This is a genomic window from Cupriavidus sp. 09_S30 (assembly GCF_056930435.1).
In genome coordinates this window covers 2,151,268-2,171,528 of sequence record NZ_JBXOWI010000001.1, presented here as the reverse complement: position 1 = coordinate 2,171,528, position 20,261 = coordinate 2,151,268, and the positions used below count along the sequence as shown (strand labels likewise).

The 20,261-nt window shown below is 65.9% G+C and carries 19 protein-coding genes; 15 read left to right on the top strand and 4 right to left on the bottom strand.

Translation table 11 applies throughout. The annotated features are described in order from the left end of the window. The first annotated feature begins 55 nt into the window (after positions 1-55). The 9 genes from rseP (at position 56) to AC1Z3O_RS10285 (ending at position 9,657) form a co-directional block, all read left to right on the top strand. Complete coding sequence (rseP, locus tag AC1Z3O_RS10325) at positions 56-1,435, top strand: RIP metalloprotease RseP (protein WP_483515628.1); 1,380 nt, start codon at positions 56-58, stop codon at positions 1,433-1,435. Between the two features lie 98 nt (positions 1,436-1,533). After that, on the top strand, positions 1,534-3,867 hold the full coding sequence (gene bamA, locus AC1Z3O_RS10320) for an outer membrane protein assembly factor BamA (RefSeq protein WP_483515627.1): 2,334 nt from the start codon (positions 1,534-1,536) through the stop codon (positions 3,865-3,867). A 17-nt stretch (positions 3,868-3,884) separates the two neighbouring features. Next, the gene (locus AC1Z3O_RS10315) at positions 3,885-4,424 is read left to right on the top strand and encodes an OmpH/Skp family outer membrane protein (RefSeq protein WP_483515626.1); all 540 of its coding nucleotides are present in this window, start codon (positions 3,885-3,887) and stop codon (positions 4,422-4,424) included. Positions 4,425-4,461: 37 nt separating this feature from the next. Next, complete coding sequence (lpxD, locus tag AC1Z3O_RS10310) at positions 4,462-5,574, top strand: UDP-3-O-(3-hydroxymyristoyl)glucosamine N-acyltransferase (protein ID WP_483515625.1); 1,113 nt, start codon at positions 4,462-4,464, stop codon at positions 5,572-5,574. Continuing rightward, entirely contained in the window at positions 5,571-6,023 is a 453-nt protein-coding gene (fabZ, locus tag AC1Z3O_RS10305) for a 3-hydroxyacyl-ACP dehydratase FabZ (protein ID WP_483515624.1), read from the top strand. The genes lpxD and fabZ overlap by 4 nt, the downstream gene beginning before the upstream one ends. Before the next feature lie 81 nt (positions 6,024-6,104). Beyond that, a complete protein-coding gene (gene lpxA, locus AC1Z3O_RS10300; RefSeq protein WP_483515623.1) occupies positions 6,105-6,908 on the top strand; it encodes an acyl-ACP--UDP-N-acetylglucosamine O-acyltransferase in 804 nt (267 codons plus the stop codon). Between the two features lie 28 nt (positions 6,909-6,936). Then, positions 6,937-8,115, top strand: coding sequence for a lipid-A-disaccharide synthase (gene lpxB / locus AC1Z3O_RS10295; RefSeq protein WP_483517572.1), 1,179 nt, complete (start codon positions 6,937-6,939; stop codon positions 8,113-8,115). Beyond that, on the top strand, positions 8,115-8,786 hold the full coding sequence (rnhB, locus tag AC1Z3O_RS10290; RefSeq protein WP_483515622.1) for a ribonuclease HII: 672 nt from the start codon (positions 8,115-8,117) through the stop codon (positions 8,784-8,786). The genes lpxB and rnhB overlap by 1 nt, the downstream gene beginning before the upstream one ends. Before the next feature lie 91 nt (positions 8,787-8,877). Then, a complete protein-coding gene (locus AC1Z3O_RS10285) occupies positions 8,878-9,657 on the top strand; it encodes a TrmH family RNA methyltransferase (RefSeq protein ID WP_483515621.1) in 780 nt (259 codons plus the stop codon). A 744-nt stretch (positions 9,658-10,401) separates the two neighbouring features. On the opposite strand, the gene ppsR is transcribed toward AC1Z3O_RS10285, so the two are convergent. After that, entirely contained in the window at positions 10,402-11,250 is an 849-nt protein-coding gene (gene ppsR / locus AC1Z3O_RS10280) for a posphoenolpyruvate synthetase regulatory kinase/phosphorylase PpsR (RefSeq protein WP_483517571.1), read from the bottom strand. A gap of 276 nt (positions 11,251-11,526) precedes the next feature. On the opposite strand from ppsR, the gene ppsA reads away from it, so the two are divergent. The 3 genes from ppsA to AC1Z3O_RS10265 all read left to right on the top strand — a co-directional run bounded on the left by ppsA (position 11,527) and on the right by AC1Z3O_RS10265 (position 15,520). Further along, complete coding sequence (gene ppsA, locus AC1Z3O_RS10275) at positions 11,527-13,911, top strand: phosphoenolpyruvate synthase (RefSeq protein ID WP_483515620.1); 2,385 nt, start codon at positions 11,527-11,529, stop codon at positions 13,909-13,911. A 133-nt stretch (positions 13,912-14,044) separates the two neighbouring features. After that, on the top strand, positions 14,045-14,503 hold the full coding sequence (locus AC1Z3O_RS10270; RefSeq protein WP_483515619.1) for an NfeD family protein: 459 nt from the start codon (positions 14,045-14,047) through the stop codon (positions 14,501-14,503). An 84-nt stretch (positions 14,504-14,587) separates the two neighbouring features. Further along, entirely contained in the window at positions 14,588-15,520 is a 933-nt protein-coding gene (locus AC1Z3O_RS10265; protein ID WP_483515618.1) for an SPFH domain-containing protein, read from the top strand. A 55-nt stretch (positions 15,521-15,575) separates the two neighbouring features. Here the strand turns inward: AC1Z3O_RS10265 and smpB are convergent, their stop codons facing one another. Continuing rightward, positions 15,576-16,028: an SsrA-binding protein SmpB gene (smpB, locus tag AC1Z3O_RS10260; RefSeq protein ID WP_483515617.1), complete on the bottom strand. Its 453-nt coding sequence runs from the start codon at positions 16,026-16,028 to the stop codon at positions 15,576-15,578. A 207-nt stretch (positions 16,029-16,235) separates the two neighbouring features. Between smpB and AC1Z3O_RS10255 the strand changes: the two genes are divergently transcribed. Both AC1Z3O_RS10255 and AC1Z3O_RS10250 read left to right on the top strand, forming a co-directional pair. Continuing rightward, the gene (locus AC1Z3O_RS10255) at positions 16,236-16,673 is read left to right on the top strand and encodes a type II toxin-antitoxin system RatA family toxin (protein WP_483515616.1); all 438 of its coding nucleotides are present in this window, start codon (positions 16,236-16,238) and stop codon (positions 16,671-16,673) included. Next, positions 16,660-17,025 carry an RnfH family protein gene (locus AC1Z3O_RS10250; RefSeq protein WP_483515615.1) on the top strand — a complete coding sequence of 122 codons (366 nt, stop codon included), beginning with the start codon at positions 16,660-16,662 and terminating at the stop codon, positions 17,023-17,025. The genes AC1Z3O_RS10255 and AC1Z3O_RS10250 overlap by 14 nt, the downstream gene beginning before the upstream one ends. Before the next feature lie 76 nt (positions 17,026-17,101). Here the strand turns inward: AC1Z3O_RS10250 and AC1Z3O_RS10245 are convergent, their stop codons facing one another. Next, a complete protein-coding gene (locus AC1Z3O_RS10245) occupies positions 17,102-17,614 on the bottom strand; it encodes a DUF4124 domain-containing protein (protein WP_483515614.1) in 513 nt (170 codons plus the stop codon). Between the two features lie 93 nt (positions 17,615-17,707). Beyond that, complete coding sequence (locus AC1Z3O_RS10240; RefSeq protein ID WP_483517570.1) at positions 17,708-18,667, bottom strand: DMT family transporter; 960 nt, start codon at positions 18,665-18,667, stop codon at positions 17,708-17,710. Between the two features lie 124 nt (positions 18,668-18,791). Here AC1Z3O_RS10240 and guaB point away from each other — a divergent pair, with 124 nt between their 5' ends. Then, the gene (gene guaB / locus AC1Z3O_RS10235; protein WP_483515613.1) at positions 18,792-20,255 is read left to right on the top strand and encodes an IMP dehydrogenase; all 1,464 of its coding nucleotides are present in this window, start codon (positions 18,792-18,794) and stop codon (positions 20,253-20,255) included. The last annotated feature ends 6 nt before the right edge of the window (positions 20,256-20,261 follow it).

Here is a 20,261-nt window from a genome sequence, read left to right as displayed (position 1 = left end):
TGGATGCCGCGCTGGCGGCATCTGAGACGCGCAACCACGTGACGAGCCGCAGCCCATGCAGACCGTAATCGCCTTCCTCATCGCCCTGGGCGTGCTGATCTTCGTGCACGAGATGGGGCACTATCTCGCGGCCCGCGCCTGCGGCGTCAAGGTGCTGCGTTTCTCGATCGGCTTCGGCCGGCCTTTGCTGCGCTGGGTCGCCAAGGGGCGCGACCGGACCGAATGGAGCATCGCGGCAATTCCGCTTGGCGGCTACGTCAAGATGCTCGACGAGCGCGAACTGGAGCCCGGGCGAGAGGCCGACATCGATCCTGCGGAGCTGCCGCGTGCTTTCAACCGGCAGCCGGTGGGCAAGCGCTTTGCCATTGTCGCGGCCGGCCCGGTGGCGAACTTCGTGCTGGCCATCGCCCTGTATTTCCTGCTCTTCGCCGGCGGCATGCGCGAGGCGTCGCCCGTCATCGCCGCGCCCGCGGCCGGGACCGTGGCCGCCCAGGCCGGGCTGCGCGCGGGCGACCGCGTGCTGTCGCTGACGGCCAACGGCAGCACGGAGATGGTGCGCTCCTGGGGTGACCTGCGCATGGCGGTCTTCGCCGAGGGCTTCGGCGGCGCGCGCGCCGTGCTGCGGGTGCGCGGCACCGACGGGGTCGAGCGCGATGCCGTGCTGCCGCGCCTGCCCGATACCGGGCGTGATCCCGAGCAGGATCCGCTGGCCACGCTGGGGCTGGCCTTGCAGGGTGGTCCCGTGACGATCAGCGCAGTGCTGCCGGATACCGCTGCCCAGCGCGCCGGACTGCGGGCCGGCGATCAGATCGTGTCCGTGCAGGGGCGCGCGCTCAGCCAGGCCGGCGAGCTGATCCGCGAAGTCCGTGGCCATCCGGGGCAGGCGGTGCAGCTCGGCATTGTGCGTGAAGGCCGCCGGCTCGATGTGGCCGTGACATTGGATACGACAGCCGGGGCCCAGGGCGCGGCGCCGAGCGGCAAGCTCGGGGCGGCCTTGAGCCAGTCGGTGGCCATGGAGACGGTGCGCTACCGGCCGGACCAGGCGCTGGCGCGTGCGGCGGCGCAGGTCTGGTCTACCAGTGCGCTGTCGCTCAAGCTGCTGGGCAAGATGCTGATCGGCCAGGCTTCGCTGCAGAATCTGAGCGGCCCATTGACCGTCGCGGACTATGCGGGACGCGCCGCGAGCATGGGCTGGCAAGCCTTCATCGGCTTCCTGGCGCTGGTCAGTGTGAGCCTGGGTGTACTGAATTTGTTACCTATTCCGGTACTGGATGGGGGGCATTTGCTGTATTATTGCGTGGAATTTTTGACCGGCAGGCCAGTACCAGACCATTGGCAGGCAGTGCTGCAGAAGGTCGGCATCGCCTGCATCTTGCTCCTGACCTCACTCGCCCTGTTCAATGACGTCAGCCGGCTGTTGTTCGAGCACGGCTAGAAAATGAACGGGCGACGGTGCGGCGCTGCTGCCGCCGACCGCGTCAGGCATGCCAATGCCCGGGCGCATGCCCGGGGAAGCATCCGAGCCAATCCTGCATGGAACCAAAGAGGGGATCAAGATTGATCAGACATAAGCGCATCTCGCTGAGCGTTCTGGCTAGCGCCATGATTGCCGCCTGGACGCCAGCGGGTTGGGCCGCGGAGCCTTTCGTCGTCAAGGACATCCGTGTCGAAGGGCTGCAGCGCGTCGAACCGGGCACCGTGTTCGGCTACCTGCCGGTGCGCGTCGGCGAGACCTTCACCGACGAAAAGGGCGCCGACGCGATCCGCGCACTGTACAACACCGGCTTCTTCAAGGATGTGCAGATCCGTTCCGAAGAAGGCGTGCTGGTCGTCAGGGTGGAGGAGCGTCCCGCCATTTCGCAGCTTGAGTTCGTCGGCATCAAGGAATTCGACAAGGATACGCTGCGCCGCTCGCTGCGTGCCGTCGGCGTGGCCGAGGCGCGCTACTACGACAAGGCGCTGATCGACAAGGCCGAGCAGGAACTGAAGCGCCAGTACGTCTCGCGCGGCTACTACGCGGCCGACGTGCAGACCACGATCACGCCGGTGGACCGCAACCGCGTGTCGGTGGTGTTCAATGTCGACGAGGGCCCGGTCGCCAAGATCCGCCAGATCAATATCGTTGGCAACAAGGCGTTCAAGGAAGGCACGCTGCGCGACGAAATGCAGCTGTCCACGCCGAACTGGCTGTCGTGGTACACGAAGAACGACCTCTACTCCAAGCAGAAGCTGACGGCTGACCTGGAAGCGCTGCGCTCGTTCTACCTGAACCGCGGCTACCTGGAGTTCGCCATCGAATCGACCCAGGTGTCGATCACGCCGGACAAGAAGGACATCTTCCTGACGCTCAACATCAAGGAAGGCGAGCAATACAAGGTCTCGGACATCCGCCTGGCCGGTGAAATGCTCGGCAAGCAGGAAGAGATGGAGAAGCTGCTGACGCTGCACAAGGGCGATGTGTTCTCCTCGGAGAAGCTGACGCAGAGCACGAAGGCCATCACCGACCTGCTGGGCACCTACGGCTACGCCTTTACCACCATCAACCCGCAGCCGCAGATCGACCGCGAGAAGCGCGAGGTCGCGCTGACGCTGATGGTCGATCCGGGCCGCCGCGTCTACGTGCGCCGCGTCAATGTGATCGGCAACAGCAAGACGCGCGACGAGGTGGTGCGCCGTGAAATGCGCCAGATGGAAAGCTCCTGGTTCGACAGCGAGAAGCTCACGCAGTCGCAGGCGCGCATCAACCGCACCGGCTACTTCACCGACACCAACATCACCACCGAGGACGTGCCGGGCGCGCCCGACCAGGTCGATGTCAACGTCAACGTGACTGAAAAGCCGACCGGGCAGATCAGCCTCGGCCTGGGCTTCTCGTCCACCGACAAGCTGGTGCTGCAGGCCGGCCTGCGCCAGGACAACGTGTTCGGTTCGGGTACCAGCCTGGGCCTGGACGTGAACACCGCCAAGTCCTTCCGCACCATCTCGCTGACGCAGTACGACCCGTACTTCACGGTCGACGGCATCAGCCGCACCACGGACGTCTACTACCGTACCTCGCGGCCGCTGTACTACACCGGCGACACGGACTACAAGATCGTGTCGACGGGCGGCAGCTTCAAGTTCGGCATTCCGTTCTCGGAAGTCGACACGGTGTTCTTCGGCATTGGCTACGAGCGCACCCAGGTCTACACCGACGTCAACACGCCGTCGCAGTACATCGCCTGGATGAACAAGATCGGCAAGAGCAGTGGCGATCCGATCAACAACTTCCCGTTCACCATCGGCTGGGCGCGCGACCGCCGCGACAGTGCGCTGGTGCCGACCAAGGGCCCCTACACCCAGGCCAACCTGGAAGTCGGCATGCCGGGCGGTGATACGCAGTACTATCGCGCCAGCGTGCAGCAGCAGTACTTCTATCCGATCTCGAAGTCGTTCACCCTGGCGCTGAACGGTGAAGTTGCCTACGGCCATGGCTACGGCAGCACCCCGTTCCCGGTGTTCAAGTACTTCTATGCCGGTGGTATCGGCTCGGTGCGCGGCTACCAGACCAGCACGCTGGGTCCGAAGGACCAGAACGGCAACCCGGTGGGCGGCGCCTCGAAGATGATCGGCAACGTCGAATTCATCTTCCCGCTGCCCGGCACGGGCGTGGATCGCACGCTGCGCCTGTTCACGTTCTTCGACTTCGGTAACGTGTACCAGGAGGGTGCGCCGCTGAGCTTCGGCCAGCTGAAGTACTCGACCGGTTTCGGTATGTCGTGGCTGTCGCCGATCGGCCCGCTGAAGATCAGCATGGGCTTCCCGCTGCGACTGGCACCTGAGGACAAGACCCAACGCTTCCAATTCCAGATGGGTACGGCATTCTGATGAAGGGATACAGCTATATGAAAACCACTTCCCCATTGATCAAATCCCTGAGCGCGCTGGCACTGGCTGCCGCTGCCCTGGCCGCGGTCCCGGCCTCGGCCCAGGAGGCGCGTATCGCCGCCGTGAATTCCGAGCGCATCCTGCGCGATTCGCAACCCGCGAAGCAGGCGCAGGTCAAGCTCGAGCAAGAGTTTTCCAAGCGTGACCGCGAACTGCAGGACATGGCCCAGAAGATCAAGGGCATGGCAGACAAGCTCGACAAGGACACGGCCGTGCTGGCCGACTCCGACCGCCAGCGTCGCCAGCGCGAGGTGGCCGATCTCGACCGCGAGTTCCAGCGCAAGCAGCGCGAGTTCCGCGAAGACCTGAACCAGCGCCGCAACGAGGAACTGGCCCAGGTGCTGGAGCGCGCCAATCGCGTGATCCGCCAGCTGGCCGAGCAGCGTAAGTACGACCTGATCGTGCAGGAGGCGGTGTACGTGAATCCGCGCATCGACATCACCGACGATGTGATGAAGTCGCTCAACGCTGGTGGCGGCAACGCTGGCAGCAAGTAAGCCGCTCGCGTTCGTTTTTTTCTCGGGAAGTACTGCCATGAATACGCCCACACTGGGTCAGCTCGCCACGGAGCACGGCGCGCAGGTTGTGGGTGACCCCGACCTGCCCGTGCGCGGCCTCGCGCCGCTCGACCAGGCCGGCCCTGACCAGCTCTCCTTCCTTTCCAATCCGCTCTATCTGGCCCAGGCCGCTGCCAGCGGCGCTGCTGCTGTGATCGTGTCGGCGGCAGACCTCGAGCGCCTGCGCGCTGAGGGGCACGCCGACGGGCGCAACTGGATCGTCGCGCGCAATCCCTATGTGACCTTTGCCCGCATCGCCCAGCGATTCGATCGCGAGGCGAATGCGGACACGCGTACCGGTATCGATCCGCACGCCAGTGTGGCGGCGGACGCGGTCGTGCCGGCCTCCTGCTTTATCGGTCCCAATGTCGTGATCGAAAGCGGGGCGCAGCTGGGCGAGCGCGTGCGCATCCTGGCCAACAGCGTGGTCGGCGCCGGCGCGCAAGTAGGTGACGACACGCTCGTCTATGCCAATGTATCCATCTACCACGGCTGTGTGGTCGGCGCGCGCTGCATCCTGCATAGCGGCGTGGTGATCGGCGCGGACGGCTTCGGTTTCGCGCCGGATATCGGCCCGGCCGGGGTCGAGTACGTCAAGATCCCGCAGACGGGCAGGGCAGTGCTCGGCAACGACGTCGAGGTGGGCGCGAATACCGCCATCGACCGCGGCGCCATGGCCGACACCGTGATCGAGGACGGCTGCAAGCTCGACAACCAGGTGCAGATCGCGCACAACGTGCGCGTCGGCGCCCATACCGTGATCGCGGGCTGCGCGGCCATCGCCGGCAGCACCCGCGTGGGCCGCTTCTGCGTGATCGGGGGCTCGGCCAATTTCGCCGGCCACCTGAATATCGCCGACCGCACCACGGTGTCGGGCGGCACCTCCATCACCAAATCCATCACAAAACCCGGCGGACACTACACCAGCGTATTCCCCTTCTTGCCGCACGGCGAGTGGGAGCGCAATGCCGCCATTGTGCGCGGGCTTTCCAAGCTGCGCGAGCGCGTCATGCAGATCGAGAAGCGCCTGCGTGGACAAGAAGGCGCCGGGACCCAACATAGCCAAGAAATCCAAGGGAAATCATCATGACCGCAGCCGATATCGATATCCGCAAGATTCTCAAGCTGCTGCCGCACCGCTACCCCTTCCTGCTGGTGGACCGGGTGCTCGAGTTCGATCCGGGCAAGCGCATCAAGGCGCTGAAGAACGTCACTATCAACGAGCCTTACTTCACGGGCCACTTCCCCGAGCAGCCTGTGATGCCCGGCGTGCTGATCCTGGAAGCGCTGGCGCAGTCGGCCGGGCTGCTGACCTTCGGCGCCGACATGGAACGCAAGGAAGGCGCGCTGTACTACTTCGTCGGCATCGACGGTGCCCGCTTCAAGCAGGTGGTATACCCGGGCGACCAGCTGCATCTGAACGTGACCGTGGAGCGCTATATCCGCGGCATCTGGAAGTTCAAGGCGTTCGCCACGGTCGACGAAAAGGTCGCCTGCGAAGCCGAGCTGATGTGTACCGTCAAGCAGGCCGACGCCTGATGGGCAGGCGTGGGCGGCAGCCGCGAACGGACGCCGCGCACACCTGGTTGTATCGCTTTACCAGACCATAGGACAGGACGCATGACGCAGATTCACCCCACCGCGCTGATCGATCCGAAGGCCGAGCTGGCGGACGACGTGAGCGTCGGTCCGTTCTCGATCGTCGGCGCCAATGTGCGCATCGGGCGCGGCACGCGCATCGGTTCGCACACCACCGTCGAAGGCCACACCACCGTGGGTGCCGACAACCGCATCGGGCCCTATGCCTCGATCGGCGGCGTGCCCCAGGACATGAAGTACCGCGACGAGCCCACCCGGCTGGAGATCGGTGACCGCAATACCATCCGCGAATTCACCACCATCCACACGGGCACGGTGCAGGACCAGGGCCTGACCAGCATCGGCAACGATAACTGGATCATGGCGTACGTCCATATCGCGCATGACTGCCGCGTCGGGAACCACACGGTGTTTTCCAGCAATGCGCAGATCGCCGGCCATGTGCAGGTGGGCGACTGGGCCATCATCGGCGGCATGAGCGGTGTGCACCAGTTCGTGCGCATCGGCGAACACGCCATGCTGGGCGGCGCCTCCGCCCTGGTGCAGGACGTGCCGCCGTACGTGATCGCGGCCAGCGACAAGAGTGGCAACAAGGCGGCGCCGCATGGCATCAACGTCGAAGGCCTGCGCCGCCGCGGCTTCGACGCAGCGCAGATCGCCGCGCTGCGCCAGGCCTACAAGCTGCTGTACAAGTCTGACCTGAGCTTCGACCAGGCGCGCGCCGAGATCTCCGATCTCGCGGCCCAGACCGAGGCGGCCGCGGCCAAGCCGCTGCACACCTTCCTTGCCTTCATCGCCGCCACGCAACGCGGCATCGTGCGCTAAGGCGGCCCGCGTGACGGTCGCAGGCGCAATGCACGCCGCCGGGCAGACGCCCGGCAAACGAGGCACCATCGCCATGGTGGCGGGCGAGGCGTCGGGCGACCTGCTCGCCTCGCAGCTGCTCGGCGGGCTGAAGGCGCGGCTGGGCGACGCGGTGGACTACACCGGCATCGGCGGGCGGCGCATGATGGCCGAGGGTTTCCGCTCGCAATGGCCGATGGAAACGCTGTCGGTGAACGGCTACGTGGAGGTGCTGGGCTCGCTGCGCGAGATCCTGGCCACGCGGCGTGCGGTGCGCGAGACGCTGCTGGCGCAGCCGCCGCTGTGCTTCATCGGCGTGGATGCCCCGGACTTCAATTTCGGGCTGGAAGTGCCGCTGCGCCGTGCCGGCATTCCGGTGGTGCATTTCGTCAGCCCGTCGATCTGGGCCTGGCGCGGCGGCCGCATCCGCACCATCGCGCGCGCTGTCGACCACATCCTTTGCCTGTTCCCCTTCGAGCCCGAGATCTACGCGCGTGCCGGCATACCCGCAACCTATGTGGGACATCCGCTGGCCGACGTGATCCCGATGGTGCCCGACGTGGCCGGGGCCCGGGCCAAGCTCGGCCTGCCAGCGGGGCGGCGCGTGGTGGCCGTGCTGCCTGGCAGCCGGCGCTCCGAAGTGCGCAACCTGGGTGCGACCTTTTTTGCGGCGATGGCACGCATGCAGGCCATGGACCCGGGGCTGGCCTTTGTGTTGCCGGCCGCGAGCGAGCCGCTGCGCGCCATCGTCGAGGAACTGCATGGGCAGTACCCGGACCTGGCGCTGACGGTGGTGGACGGCCAGTCGCACCTGGCGATGGAGGCCGCCGACGTGGTGCTGCTCGCCAGCGGCACCGCGACGCTGGAAGCCGCGCTGTACAAGAAGCCGATGGTCATCTCCTACAAGGTGCCCTGGCTGACCGCGCAGCTCATGAAGCGGCAGGGCTACCTGCCCTATGTCGGCCTGCCCAATATCCTTTCGGGCCGCTTCGTCGTGCCCGAGTTGCTGCAGGACGACGCCACGCCCGAGGCGTTGGCGCGCGAGACGCTGCTGCAGCTCAACGACGAAGGCAATATCGCCTTCCTGCGGGAGCACTTCACCAAGATGCATGAGACGCTGCGCCGGAATACGGCAGAGATCGCCAGCGATGTCGTGGTGAAGCTGATGCACGAGCGGGGAGAAGCCTGATGGCCCGCCGCAGCAAGGCCGCGGAGGCGGAAGCCGCGCCGCAACTCGAACTGGGCTGGCAGGCGCCGGCCGGCCGCCTGTGCGGGGTCGACGAAGCCGGGCGGGGACCGCTGGCGGGGCCGGTCTATGCCGCTGCCGTGGTGCTCGATCCCGAGCGGCCGATCGATGGGCTGGCCGACTCCAAGGTCCTGACCGCCCGCCGCCGCGATGCGCTGTACGAGCAGATCCGTGAACGGGCCCTGGGCTGGCATATCGCGTTCGCGACGGTCGAGGAGATCGATCGCATCAACATCCTGCATGCCTCCATGCTGGCCATGCAGCGCGCGGTGCAGGGGCTGGCCGCCAGCGGCGTCTTGCCTGACCTGGTGCAGGTCGATGGCAACCGTTGCCCGCAGGTGCCGTTCCCGGTGGAGGCCGTGGTGAAGGGCGATGCCAAGGTGCAGGCGATTTCCGCCGCCTCCATCCTGGCCAAAGTGGCGCGCGATCGCGAGCTGCTGGCGCTGCATGCGGAATTCCCGCAGTACGGCTTCGACGTCCACGCCGGCTACCCGACGCCGCAGCACCTGGCGGCCCTCGCGCGCTTCGGTGCCACGGTGCATCATCGCCGCACTTTCGCACCCGTGCGCAAGGTTCTGGAAGCCGGTACAGGTGCGGCCGGGGCGGCGGCCTGATGGCCCTCCTGCCGGCCCGCCTGCCAGGCTGAACCCGCCGCCGCGCCATTCCCCCTCAGCGCCGAACCCGTCGAATTCCGGAGAATCCGCCGTGAAGCATGTCACCTCGCGCGACAACGCGCTATTCAAGCACCTCAAGGCGCTGGCCACCTCCACCCACCAGCGCCGCAAGGCGGGGCAGTCGGTGCTGGATGGCGTGCACCTGGCCCAAGCCTACCTCGATGCGCTCGGCCAGCCGGTCAGTTGCGTCGTTTCCGAGCGCCATTTCGAACATGCGGAGGTGGCGCCGCTGCTGCGCCGTGTGCCCGACGACCGCGTGGTGGTACTGGCGGACGCCCTGTTCGCGCAGATCACCGGCGTGGTGAACGGCATCGATCTGCTGCTGGTCATCGAGACCCCGGGGGGCAAGCTGCCCGCGCGCGTGGAGACCGATTGCATCATCCTGGACGGCGTGCAGGACGCGGGCAATGTGGGCTCGATCCTGCGCAGCGCATCCGCGGCAGGCGTCCAGCATGCCTTCCTCGCCACCGGCTGTGCCTTTGCCTGGTCGACCAAGACGCTGCGTGCGGCGATGGGCGCCAATTTCCACCTGAACATCGTGGAGCATTGCACGCCGTCAATGGTGCTGCCGCGCCTGGCGGTGCCGCTGCTGGCCACCTCTTCGCATGCCGATGCCGATCTGTATGACACGGACCTGCGCGGGCCGGTCGCCTGGGTGGTGGGCAATGAAGGTGCGGGTGTGGGGGCGGAGTGGATGGACGCTGTGACCCGTACGGTTGGGATTCCGCAGCCTGGCGGGCTGGAGTCGCTTAATGTGGGGGCGGCGACGGCGATTTGTTTGTTTGAGGCGGTGAGGCAGAGGAGGGGGTAGGGCTTGGCGGGGTGCCCTTGGGGACAGCGAGCGTTTGCGCGTGGATGCGGGCGGCGCTGGTTGGCGAGGCAGCAGCCTGGAGCTGGCTTTTGGGTTTTGATTAGCCGTGTGGGTTGACTAGGCCAAAGGCCTGTTTCGACTCCCCTGCGGGGAGCCGACCTACTTTCTTGTCTTGCCAAGAAAGTAGGCAAAGAAGGCGCGCCGGATGCGGCTCAAAACCCCCTCGCGGGCTGGCCGAAAGAGCGGCCGGGCCCCAACTCACATCGCCTTACGGCGATGCTCAGACAGGGGGCCCTCTTTTCCGCTCTTTCGGCCAGCCCGCGAGGCGCCGCATACGGCAGGGTAAAGACGCCACGCCTCGCTTCGCTTCGGGTGGCAGGTGAAGCGCCAGCTTTACTGTCGCTTCACGGCAAAGGCAGACCTCAGCAAGATCGGCAGCATCGGGAACACTTGCCAACCGATGGTTTGGCCGTTCCCTCCCGTTGTGCGGCGCCTCGCGATTTGCCGTGGCCGCCGATGAAGCCCGTCCGCTGTCTGAGCGGCCGCAGGCCGCGAGTTCGGACGGGCGCGGCGGCCACGGCAAATCGCGAGGGGCTTTCGCCGCACCCGGGTCGCCTTTCTTTGCCTACTTTCTTGGCGAGACAAAGAAAGTAGGTCGGCTCCCCCGCAGGGGGAGTCGAAATAGGCCTTTGCCACGATTAACCCACGCCGCTACAGCAAAGCCCCCAGACCCCCACATCCATCTCAATACCCGTTATCCCTCTCCACCTTAATCTCCTGCAAGATCGTCGTAGCAATCTCCTCAATCGACTTGTGCGTAGAGGACAGCCACTTGATCCCCTCACGCCGCATCATCAACTCAGCCTCGTTGACCTCATAGCGGCAGTTTTCCAGCGCTGCATACTTGCTGCCAGGGCGGCGTTCATTGCGAATCTCGGTCAGCCGCTGCGGATCGATCGACAGGCCGAAGATCTTGCCCTTGTAAGCGTGGAGTGCCGACGGCAGGCGGCCGCGCTCGAAGTCGTCGGGGATGAGCGGGTAATTGGCCGCCTTCAGCCCATACTGCATGGCCAGGTAGAGACTGGTGGGCGTCTTGCCGCTGCGCGACACGCCGACCAGGATCACGTCGGCCTCGGCCAGGTTCTTGTGCGACTGTCCGTCATCGTGTGCCAGCGAAAAGTTGATCGCCTCGATGCGGTTCTTGTAGGCTTCCGTATCGGCGTTCTGGTGGAAGCGGCCGATCGCATGCGTCGACTTGATGCCGAGTTCTTTCTCCAGCGGCTCGATGAAGGTCTGGAACATGTCCAGGATCATCGCCTTGGCCCGGCGCAGCGCCTTGTTGGACTCCGGATTCACCAGGGTGGTGAAGACGATGGGCGGCACGCCCTCGGCATAGAAGGCCTCGTTGATCTTCCCCACCGCGATATGCGCCTTGTCCGGCGTGTCGACAAAGGGCATGCGCACCTTGCGGAAGCGCATCTCGAACTGTGCGAGTATCGAGTGGCTGAAAGTCTCCGCGGTGATGCCGGTACCATCGGATACGATGAAGACGGTGCGGACGGCGGGCCGCCCATTGGCGGTCTCGGCCGGCATGGGCGTTTGCGGCACTTCAGGCTCGGACATGTCTGAACAATTATTTGGATACGGCATCCGCGAAAGTGCGGTGCGGCACGGTAGAATAGCGGCGATCTTTTCGCTAAGCAATTCCGCAAGGCAAGCCGGGGCAACGATTACCGGCCGGATTGTCGGCAATGTGCGCTGCAGCATGCTGCAGCGGCGGGGTGGTTTAGCAAAGCGATCGGTTCGGGAGCAGAACACTAAGAATATGCCGAACACGCAACAGGTTTCTTACTTTGTTTTGAGGCTTTTATGACCAACCAGGCAAAAGACGGCGCCTACGTGCTGCCGTTCGAACAGCTGCGCATGGCTGACGTGGAAATCGTCGGCGGCAAGAATTCGTCGCTGGGCGAGATGATCTCCCAGCTGGCCGAGGCCGGCGTGCGCGTGCCGGGTGGCTTCGCCACCACGGCGCTGGCCTTTCGCGATTTCCTCGCCCACAACAACCTGACCGAGCGTATCTCGGAGCGCCTGAAGACCCTGGACGTCGATGACGTCAAGGCCCTGGCCGAAGCCGGTGCGCAGATCCGCGAGTGGGTGGCTACCGCCCCGTTCCAGCCGCGCCTCGAACAAGAGGTCCGCGAGCACTATGCACGTGTGTCGGCCCGCGAGGGTGCCGAGGCGTCCTTCGCCGTGCGCTCTTCCGCCACCGCCGAAGACCTGCCCGATGCGTCCTTTGCCGGCCAGCAGGAGTCCTACCTGAACGTCAGCGGCATCGACGACGTGCTCGACAAGATCAAGCACGTGTTCGCCTCGCTGTACAACGACCGCGCCATCTCCTACCGCGTGCACAAGGGCTTTGCCCACGACGTGGTGGCGCTGTCGGCCGGCGTGCAGCGCATGGTGCGCTCCGACCTGGCGTCTTCCGGCGTGATGTTCACCATCGACACCGAGTCGGGCTTCCAGGACGTGGTCTTCATCACGTCCAGCTACGGCCTGGGCGAGACGGTGGTGCAGGGCGCCGTCAACCCGGACGAGTTCTACGTGTTCAAGCCCACGCTGCGCGAGGGCAAGTACCCGATCATCCGCCGCTCGATCGGCTCCAAGCTGATCAAGATGGAATTCACCGCGCCTGGCGAAGCCGGCCGCGTGAAGACGGTCGACGTGCCCATCGAGCAGCGCAACCGCTACTCGATCAGCGACGCGGACGTGACCGAGCTGGCCCAGTACGCGATGATCATCGAGAAGCACTACGGCCGCCCGATGGACATCGAGTGGGGTAAGGACGGCAAGGATGGCAAGATCTACATCCTGCAGGCCCGCCCGGAGACCGTGAAGAGCCAGGCCGTCGGCAAGGCCGAGCTGCGCTTCAAACTCAAGGGCACTGCCCCGGTGCTGACCAGCGGCCGCGCCATCGGCCAGAAGATCGGCACGGGCCCGGTGCGCGTGATCAACGATCCGTCCGAGATGGAGCGCGTGCAGCCCGGCGACGTGCTGGTTGCCGACATGACCGACCCGAACTGGGAGCCGGTGATGAAGCGTGCCTCGGCCATCGTGACCAACCGTGGCGGCCGTACCTGCCACGCGGCCATCATCGCGCGTGAACTGGGCGTGCCGGCCGTGGTGGGCTGCGGCGATGCGACCGACCTGCTGAAGGACGGCACGCTGGTGACCGTGTCCTGCGCCGAGGGCGATGAAGGCCGCATCTACGATGGCCTGCTCGAGACCGAGGTGACCGAGGTCCAGCGCGGCGAGATGCCGGCGATCGACGTCAAGATCATGATGAACGTGGGCAACCCGCAGCTGGCCTTCGACTTCAGCCAGATCCCGAACGGCGGCGTGGGCCTGGCCCGTCTCGAGTTCATCATCAACAACAACATCGGCGTGCACCCGAAGGCGATCCTCGACTATCCGCAGGTCGATGCCGACCTGAAGAAGGCGGTCGAAAGCGTGGCCCGCGGCCATGCCAGCCCGCGCGCCTTCTACGTCGACAAGCTCGCCGAAGGCGTGGCCACCATCGGTGCGGCCTTCTACCCGAAGCCCGTGATCGTGCGCCTGTCGGACTTCAAGTCCAACGAGTACAAGAAGCTGATCGGCGGCTCGCGCTACGAGCCGGACGAGGAAAACCCGATGCTGGGCTTCCGCGGCGCCTCGCGCTACATCGCCGAAGACTTCGCCGAAGCCTTCGAGATGGAGTGCAAGGCCCTGAAGCGTGTGCGCGACGAGATGGGTCTGACCAACGTCGAGATCATGGTGCCCTTCGTGCGTACGCTGGGCCAGGCCGAGAAGGTCATCGAACTGCTGGCCAAGCACGGCCTGAGGCGCGGTGAGAACGGCCTGCGCATCATCATGATGTGCGAAGTGCCGTCCAACGCCATCCTGGCCGAGGAGTTCCTGCAGTTCTTCGACGGCTTCTCGATCGGCTCGAACGACCTGACCCAGCTCACGCTGGGCCTGGACCGCGACTCGGGCATGGAGCTGCTGGCCAAGGACTTCGACGAACGCGATCCGGCGGTGCGTTTCATGCTGTCGCGCGCCATTTCGACCGCGCTGCGCCTGAACAAGTACATCGGCATCTGCGGCCAAGGCCCTTCCGATCACCCGGACTTCGCCGCCTGGCTGGCCAAGGAAGGCATCAAGTCGATCTCGCTGAACCCCGACTCCGTCGTGGAGACCTGGCAGAAGCTGGCTTCCTGAGGCATTTCGCGTCACAATACGACTGTTGCCGGCGCCACGCGCGCCGGCACGCACCGGCCCTGCGTCAGGTGTGATACGGCCCCCGCAGGCGCCTTTGGCGCGGCGGGGGTTTTTTCTTTGCGAGGGGGGCGCGATGACAAGCGAGTACGCCTGGTTCGTGGCGGCCGGCCTGCTGGCGATCGCGGAGCTGGCAGTCGGCACGTTCTACCTGCTGATGGTGGCGCTGGGCCTGCTGGTCGGCGGGCTGAGCGGCCTCGTCGGCCTGGCTCCCGGCGCGCAGGCCATCGTGAGTGCGGTGGTGGTGGTCGCGGGCATCGTCGTGTTGCGGCGCAGCCGCTTCGGGCGGGTCAGGCGGCGTCCCGCCGGCACCGATCCGAACACCAACCTGGACATCGGTCAGGAGCTTGATGTGGCCGCCTGGGATGCCTATGGCCACGCGCGAGCCGCCTACCGCGGCGCAGACTGGTCGGTACAGCTCGCGCCGGATCATGTGGTCGCACCGGGCCGTTTCCGCATTGTCGAGGTGCGCGGTACCACGCTGGTGGTGGCGCCGTGCGCAGCGCCCGGCGAACAGCCCGGGTCCCGGTCCTAGGGCCGCCGGCCCGGATGCCTCCGCTTTCGCTGTCGCCCCATCCTCGTATCCCCGCAGTTCGGCAATTCACTACGGAGTCTCTCTATGCTCGATTTCCAGCTTGGTCTGCTGCCCTTGGTCATTCTCATCTTCGCGATCGTGCTGATCGCGCAGGCCATCAAGATCGTGCCGCAGCAGCATGCCTGGGTGCTCGAGCGGCTTGGGCGCTATCACGCCACGCTGACCCCGGGCCTGTCCGTCGTGGTGCCGTTCGTCGATCGCGTGGCCTACAAGCACGTGCTCAAGGAGATCCCGCTCGACGTGCCCAGCCAGGTCTGCATCACCAAGGACAATACCCAGCTCCAGGTCGACGGGGTGCTGTACTTCCAGGTCACCGACCCGATGAAGGCGTCCTACGGATCGAGCAATTTCGTGGTGGCCATCACCCAGCTGTCGCAGACCACACTGCGCTCGGTGATCGGCAAGCTGGAACTGGACAAGACCTTCGAGGAGCGCGAGTTCATCAACCACAGCGTGGTCAATGCCTTGGATGAGGCCGCCTCCAACTGGGGCGTGAAGGTGCTGCGCTACGAGATCAAGGACCTGACGCCGCCCAAGGAGATCCTGCACGCGATGCAGGCGCAGATCACCGCCGAGCGCGAGAAGCGGGCCTTGATTGCCGCTTCGGAGGGCAAGCGCCAGGAGCAGATCAACCTGGCCTCCGGTGCGCGCGAAGCGGCCATCCAGAAATCGGAAGGCGAACGGCAGGCCGCGATCAACAAGGCGCAGGGCGAAGCGGCCGCCATCCTCGCGGTGGCCGAGGCCAATGCCCAGGCGATCGAGAAGATCGGCCGCGCCATCCGCGCGGAGGGCGGCATGGAGGCGGTCAACCTGAAGGTGGCGGAGGAATATGTCGGCGCCTTCGGCAATCTGGCCAAGCAGGGCAATACCCTGATCGTGCCAGGCAACCTGGGCGAGATGAGCGGGATGATCGCCTCGGCGCTGCAGATCGTGAAGGGGCAGCAGAAGGGCGCCTGAGGCAGGGCGGGGCAGTGCGGCAGGCGTGCGTCTGCCGCTGCCTTACTCCGCTGTCTTACTCTTTCCCGCCGTCCTTCAGCAGGCGTGCCTTCTCGCGTTGCCAGTCGCGGTTCTTCTCGGTCTCGCGCTTGTCGAACAGCTTCTTGCCCTTGGCCAGGCCGATCTCGCACTTCACGCGGCCGCGCGTGTAGTGCAGGTTCAGCGGCACCAGCGTGTAGCCGCGCTGCTCCACCTTGCCGATCAGCTTCTTGATCTCGTCGGCCTTCAGCAGCAGCTTGCGGGTGCGGACCGGGTCGGGCTTGACGTGCGTGGAGGCGCTCAGCAGCGGGCTGATATGGGCGCCGATCAGGAACATCTCGGCATCGCGCACGACCACATAGCCCTCCTTGATCTGCGCGCGTCCCGCGCGGATTGCCTTGACTTCCCAGCCTTCGAGCACGATGCCGGCTTCGTATCGTTCCTCGATGAAGTAGTCAAAGAAGGCTTTCTTGTTGTCTGCAATGGTCATGCGGATCCGGATTGAGCGGGGTGGCCGGCCTGGCGTGCGGCGGCACAAATTGCTGCACAGCGGCGCGCAGGGCTACCGGTGAGGTGCCGTGACGGCGCGCGTCGGCTAAAATTGCAATTCTAACAAACCGGCCCGGCACCGGTTCATGGCCGGCGCCGAGCGCCGGCCGGCCAATGCGCACCGGGTGCCCCCTGCAATTCCCCATCAATGGCAGACGTCCATAAATCCGTCCTGCTCGGTTACTCCGCCGCGCAAATGTATGACCTGGTCACGTGCGTCGAAGACTATCCCAAGTTCCTCCCCTGGTGTGGCGGCGTGGAAGTGTTCGAGCAGACCGAAACCCTGCTCGACGCCAAGCTCCATATCCACTTCAACGGCATCAAGCAGTACTTCCATACGCGCAACACGCAGCAGCGCCCCACTCAGATCGATATGACCTTCGCCGATGGGCCCTTCAAGGTGTTCAATGGCTCGTGGCGCTTCACGCCGCTGCGCGAGGATGCCTGCAAGATCGATTTCCACCTGCACTACGAGTTCTCGAGCTTTCTGCTGGAAAAGCTGATCGGGCCGGTCTTCAGCATGATCGCCAATACCTTCGTCGATGCGTTCGTCAAACGGGCCGAGGTGGTCTATGGCGGTGAATGATCCGATTGCCGCGCAGGACGCGGACCCGCCGGTAGTGCACGCCCTGGTCTGCTATGCCCGGCCGGGCGATATTTTCCTGCGCGAGGTCGTCTTGCCTGCGGGGGCCACCATTGCGCAGGCGATCGATGCGGCGGGACTGGTGCAAGCTTGTCCCGGGGTCGATCCGTCGGCGCTGCGCGTCGGCATCTTCGGCAAGCTCAAGACCCTGGACACCGTGGTGCGCGAAGGCGACCGCGTGGAGATCTACCGCGGGCTGATCGCCGATCCGAAATCCGCGCGCCGCCGCCGGGTGCAGCAGGTTCGCCAGGCCGGCTCGCGCGAGGGACAGAAGTGGCGGGGTGGGGGACAGTAGCGGCCGTCTTGTTCGCCAGGCTGCAATTCGTGGCCCGGCGTGCCGGTAGCGGTCGCCGGTGCGTGCGTTGCAACGCTCAGGTGCAGTCCTGCGCGATGCTGGCCGTGGTGCGGTCCAGTTCTGCCTGCCGCTGGTCGCCGTTCAGGCGTTGGGCCGAGCCGTCCGGTGCAAGTGTGGCGACCCGGGTGCCCTGCTGCAGCCCATTGGCGTAATTGCGCATCTGGGCGCAGCGAGCCTGTCGCTCCTGCTCGTTACTGTCTTTCAGTGCTTGTTCGGCCTCCTGCTTCATATGCGCTACACGACGCTTCTGGAAGGCTTCCTCCTCGGTGGCCAATCCGGCGGCGGAGGTCGGGCGCGCGTCGGGCTTGGCTGCCGGCAGGGCCGCCGGCGCACTGGCGTCCAGCACGCGGAAGCTGCCGGCAAAGCGGCCTGGTGCCTTGATCACGCTGCCGCCTGGCACGCTGGGTGGCGGTGGCACGTCGCTGTAGACCATGCGGCCGTTGCCGTCGCGCCACTGCCATTGGGAAAACGCGGTGGCCGGAATCAGCAGGCAGGCGGCGAGCAGGCACAGCGCAGGCGATCGTTTCATGGCAAGGCAGAGCGGTTGGGTTGGCGGAATGGCGGGGCGCCACTTGCGCCGGCGGTGGGCGGCGTGCGCGCCACACATTGTCCGGTCGCTAGTTTAGGCAGACTTGTCGCTGGCGTGCAACCGTACCGACCAGGCGACGCCGGCCATCAGCAACACGATGGCCGCGAGTTCCAGCGGCCGGGGCCAGCGGTGGTCGAAGACGAAACCGTAGGCCAGCGCGAACAGGGTCTCGAAGACGATCATCTGTCCCGATAGCGTCAGCGGCAGCCGGCGGCTGGAGATGTTCCACAGATTGTTGCCGATCAGCGACGCTCCCAGGGCGACGGCGGCATTGACCATCCAGAACCATTGCCAGTCGCGCGCCACGCCGGGTGCGCTCAGCGCGCTGCCAGCCAGCAGCCAGCCGATCACGGCCAGCACCACCGACACAGCGCCGGTCGACATGCCGTACAGCGCGGACCATTCGTTGCCGCTGTAGTGAGGATTGCGCTGCAGGTGGCGCGCGTTGTCCACCGCGTACAGCGTCCAGCAGATCAGTGCGCCCACGGCGCACAGCACCCCCGCCAGCTTCTGCCAGACTGTGTGCGCCGCCGCGCTGGCCGCAGCGGCGTGCGCGCCCGGGCCCCCGCCGAACAGGTCGAGATTGATGCAGGCGATGCCGGCCGCCACCACCAGCAGCGGCCAGATCAAGCGCGCCATCGGCACTGCGCCCTGGTCGCGCCGGCCCATGATGGTGACCGTGATGGGCAGGATGCCGATGATCAGCGAGGTGGGGCCGACGCCGGCCAGCTGCACGCCGAAGGCCAGCAGCACGTAGTAGAGCAGGTTGCCGGTGAAGGCCTGGCGCAGCAGGGCGACGCAGTCGGCGCGCGTCAGCTTGCGGGCGATGCGGCGCATCAGCGGGAGCGAGGCGATGGCCGCCACCAGGCCATAGGCCAGGTAGCGCCCAATTGCCAGTTCCCAGGGGGAAAAGGCCGGCAGCAGCTTGGGGGCGATGAACACCATGCCCCAGAACGCACCGGCCAGCAGGCCGCACAGAACCCCGATTCCCATCGCCACGATGCCGCGGGCGTCGCACCGCGGATAAAAGGAATCGAGCATAGCAGACGGCGTGCGGGGACACATCTGCGAAAGCAAGGTTCCTGTATAATTCGGTTTTGCGCCTAGAGGAATTGCTATGCGTCTTGTCCAGAAAGCACTCACCTTCGATGACGTGCTGCTCGTCCCGGCCTACTCGGCCGTCCTTCCCCGGGATGTCTCCCTCCGCACCCGCCTGACCCGCTCGATCGAGCTGAACATGCCGCTCGTGTCTGCCGCCATGGACACCGTGACGGAAGCGCGCCTGGCGATCGCGATGGCGCAGGCCGGCGGCATCGGCATCGTCCACAAAAACCTGAAGCCGGCCGACCAGGCCCGCGAAGTGGCGCGCGTCAAGCGCTATGAGTCGGGTGTGCTGCGTGATCCAATCACCATTTCGCCCGACATGAAGATCCGCGATGTGATCGCGCTGTCGCAGCAGCACGGCATCTCGGGCTTCCCTGTGCTGGAAGGCAAGGTCGTGGTCGGCATCATCACCAACCGCGACCTGCGCTTCGAGGAAGAGCTGGACGCGCCGGCGCGGGCCAAGATGACCCCGCGCGAGAAGCTGGTAACGGTTGCCGAGGGCGCGAGCCTGGAAGAAGCCAAGCGCCTGATGAACCGCCACCGCCTCGAGCGCGTGCTGGTGGTCAACTCGGCCTTCGAGCTGCGCGGCCTGATCACCGTGAAGGATATCCAGAAGGCGGTCGAGCACCCGCTGGCGAGCAAGGACGACCACGGCCAGCTGCGCGTAGGCGCCGCAGTGGGCGTGGGTCCGGACAACGATGAGCGTGTCGAGCTGCTGGTCAAGGCCGGCGTGGACGTGATCGTGGTCGATACCGCCCACGGCCACAGCCAGGGCGTGCTGGACCGGGTGCGCTGGGTCAAGCAGAACTTCCCGCAGGTGCAGGTCATCGGCGGCAACATCGCTACCGGCGACGCGGCGCGCGCGCTGGTCGAGTATGGCGCGGACGGCGTCAAGGTGGGCATCGGCCCGGGCTCGATCTGCACCACGCGGATCGTGGCCGGCGTGGGCGTGCCGCAGATCACCGCGGTGTCCAACGTGGCCGAGGCCCTGCAGGGTACCGGCGTACCGCTGGTGGCCGACGGTGGCGTGCGCTACTCGGGTGACATCGCCAAGGCGCTGGCTGCGGGCGCGCATACCGTGATGATGGGCGGCATGTTCTCCGGCACCGAAGAGGCGCCGGGCGAAGTGTTCCTGTTCCAGGGCCGCTCGTTCAAGAGCTACCGCGGCATGGGCTCGGTCGGCGCGATGAAGGATGGCGCGGCGGACCGCTACTTCCAGGAAGACAACACCGCCAACGTCGACAAGCTGGTGCCGGAAGGCATCGAAGGCCGCGTAGCCTACAAGGGCTCGGTGACGGCCATCATCCACCAGCTGTGCGGCGGCGTGCGTGCCTCGATGGGGTATTGCGGCAGCAAGTCGATCGCCGACTGGCACGAAAGCGCCCAGTTCGTGCAGATCACCGCGGCCGGCATGCGCGAGTCGCACGTGCACGACGTGCAGATCACGAAGGAAGCGCCGAACTACCACATCGACTAAGCCCAC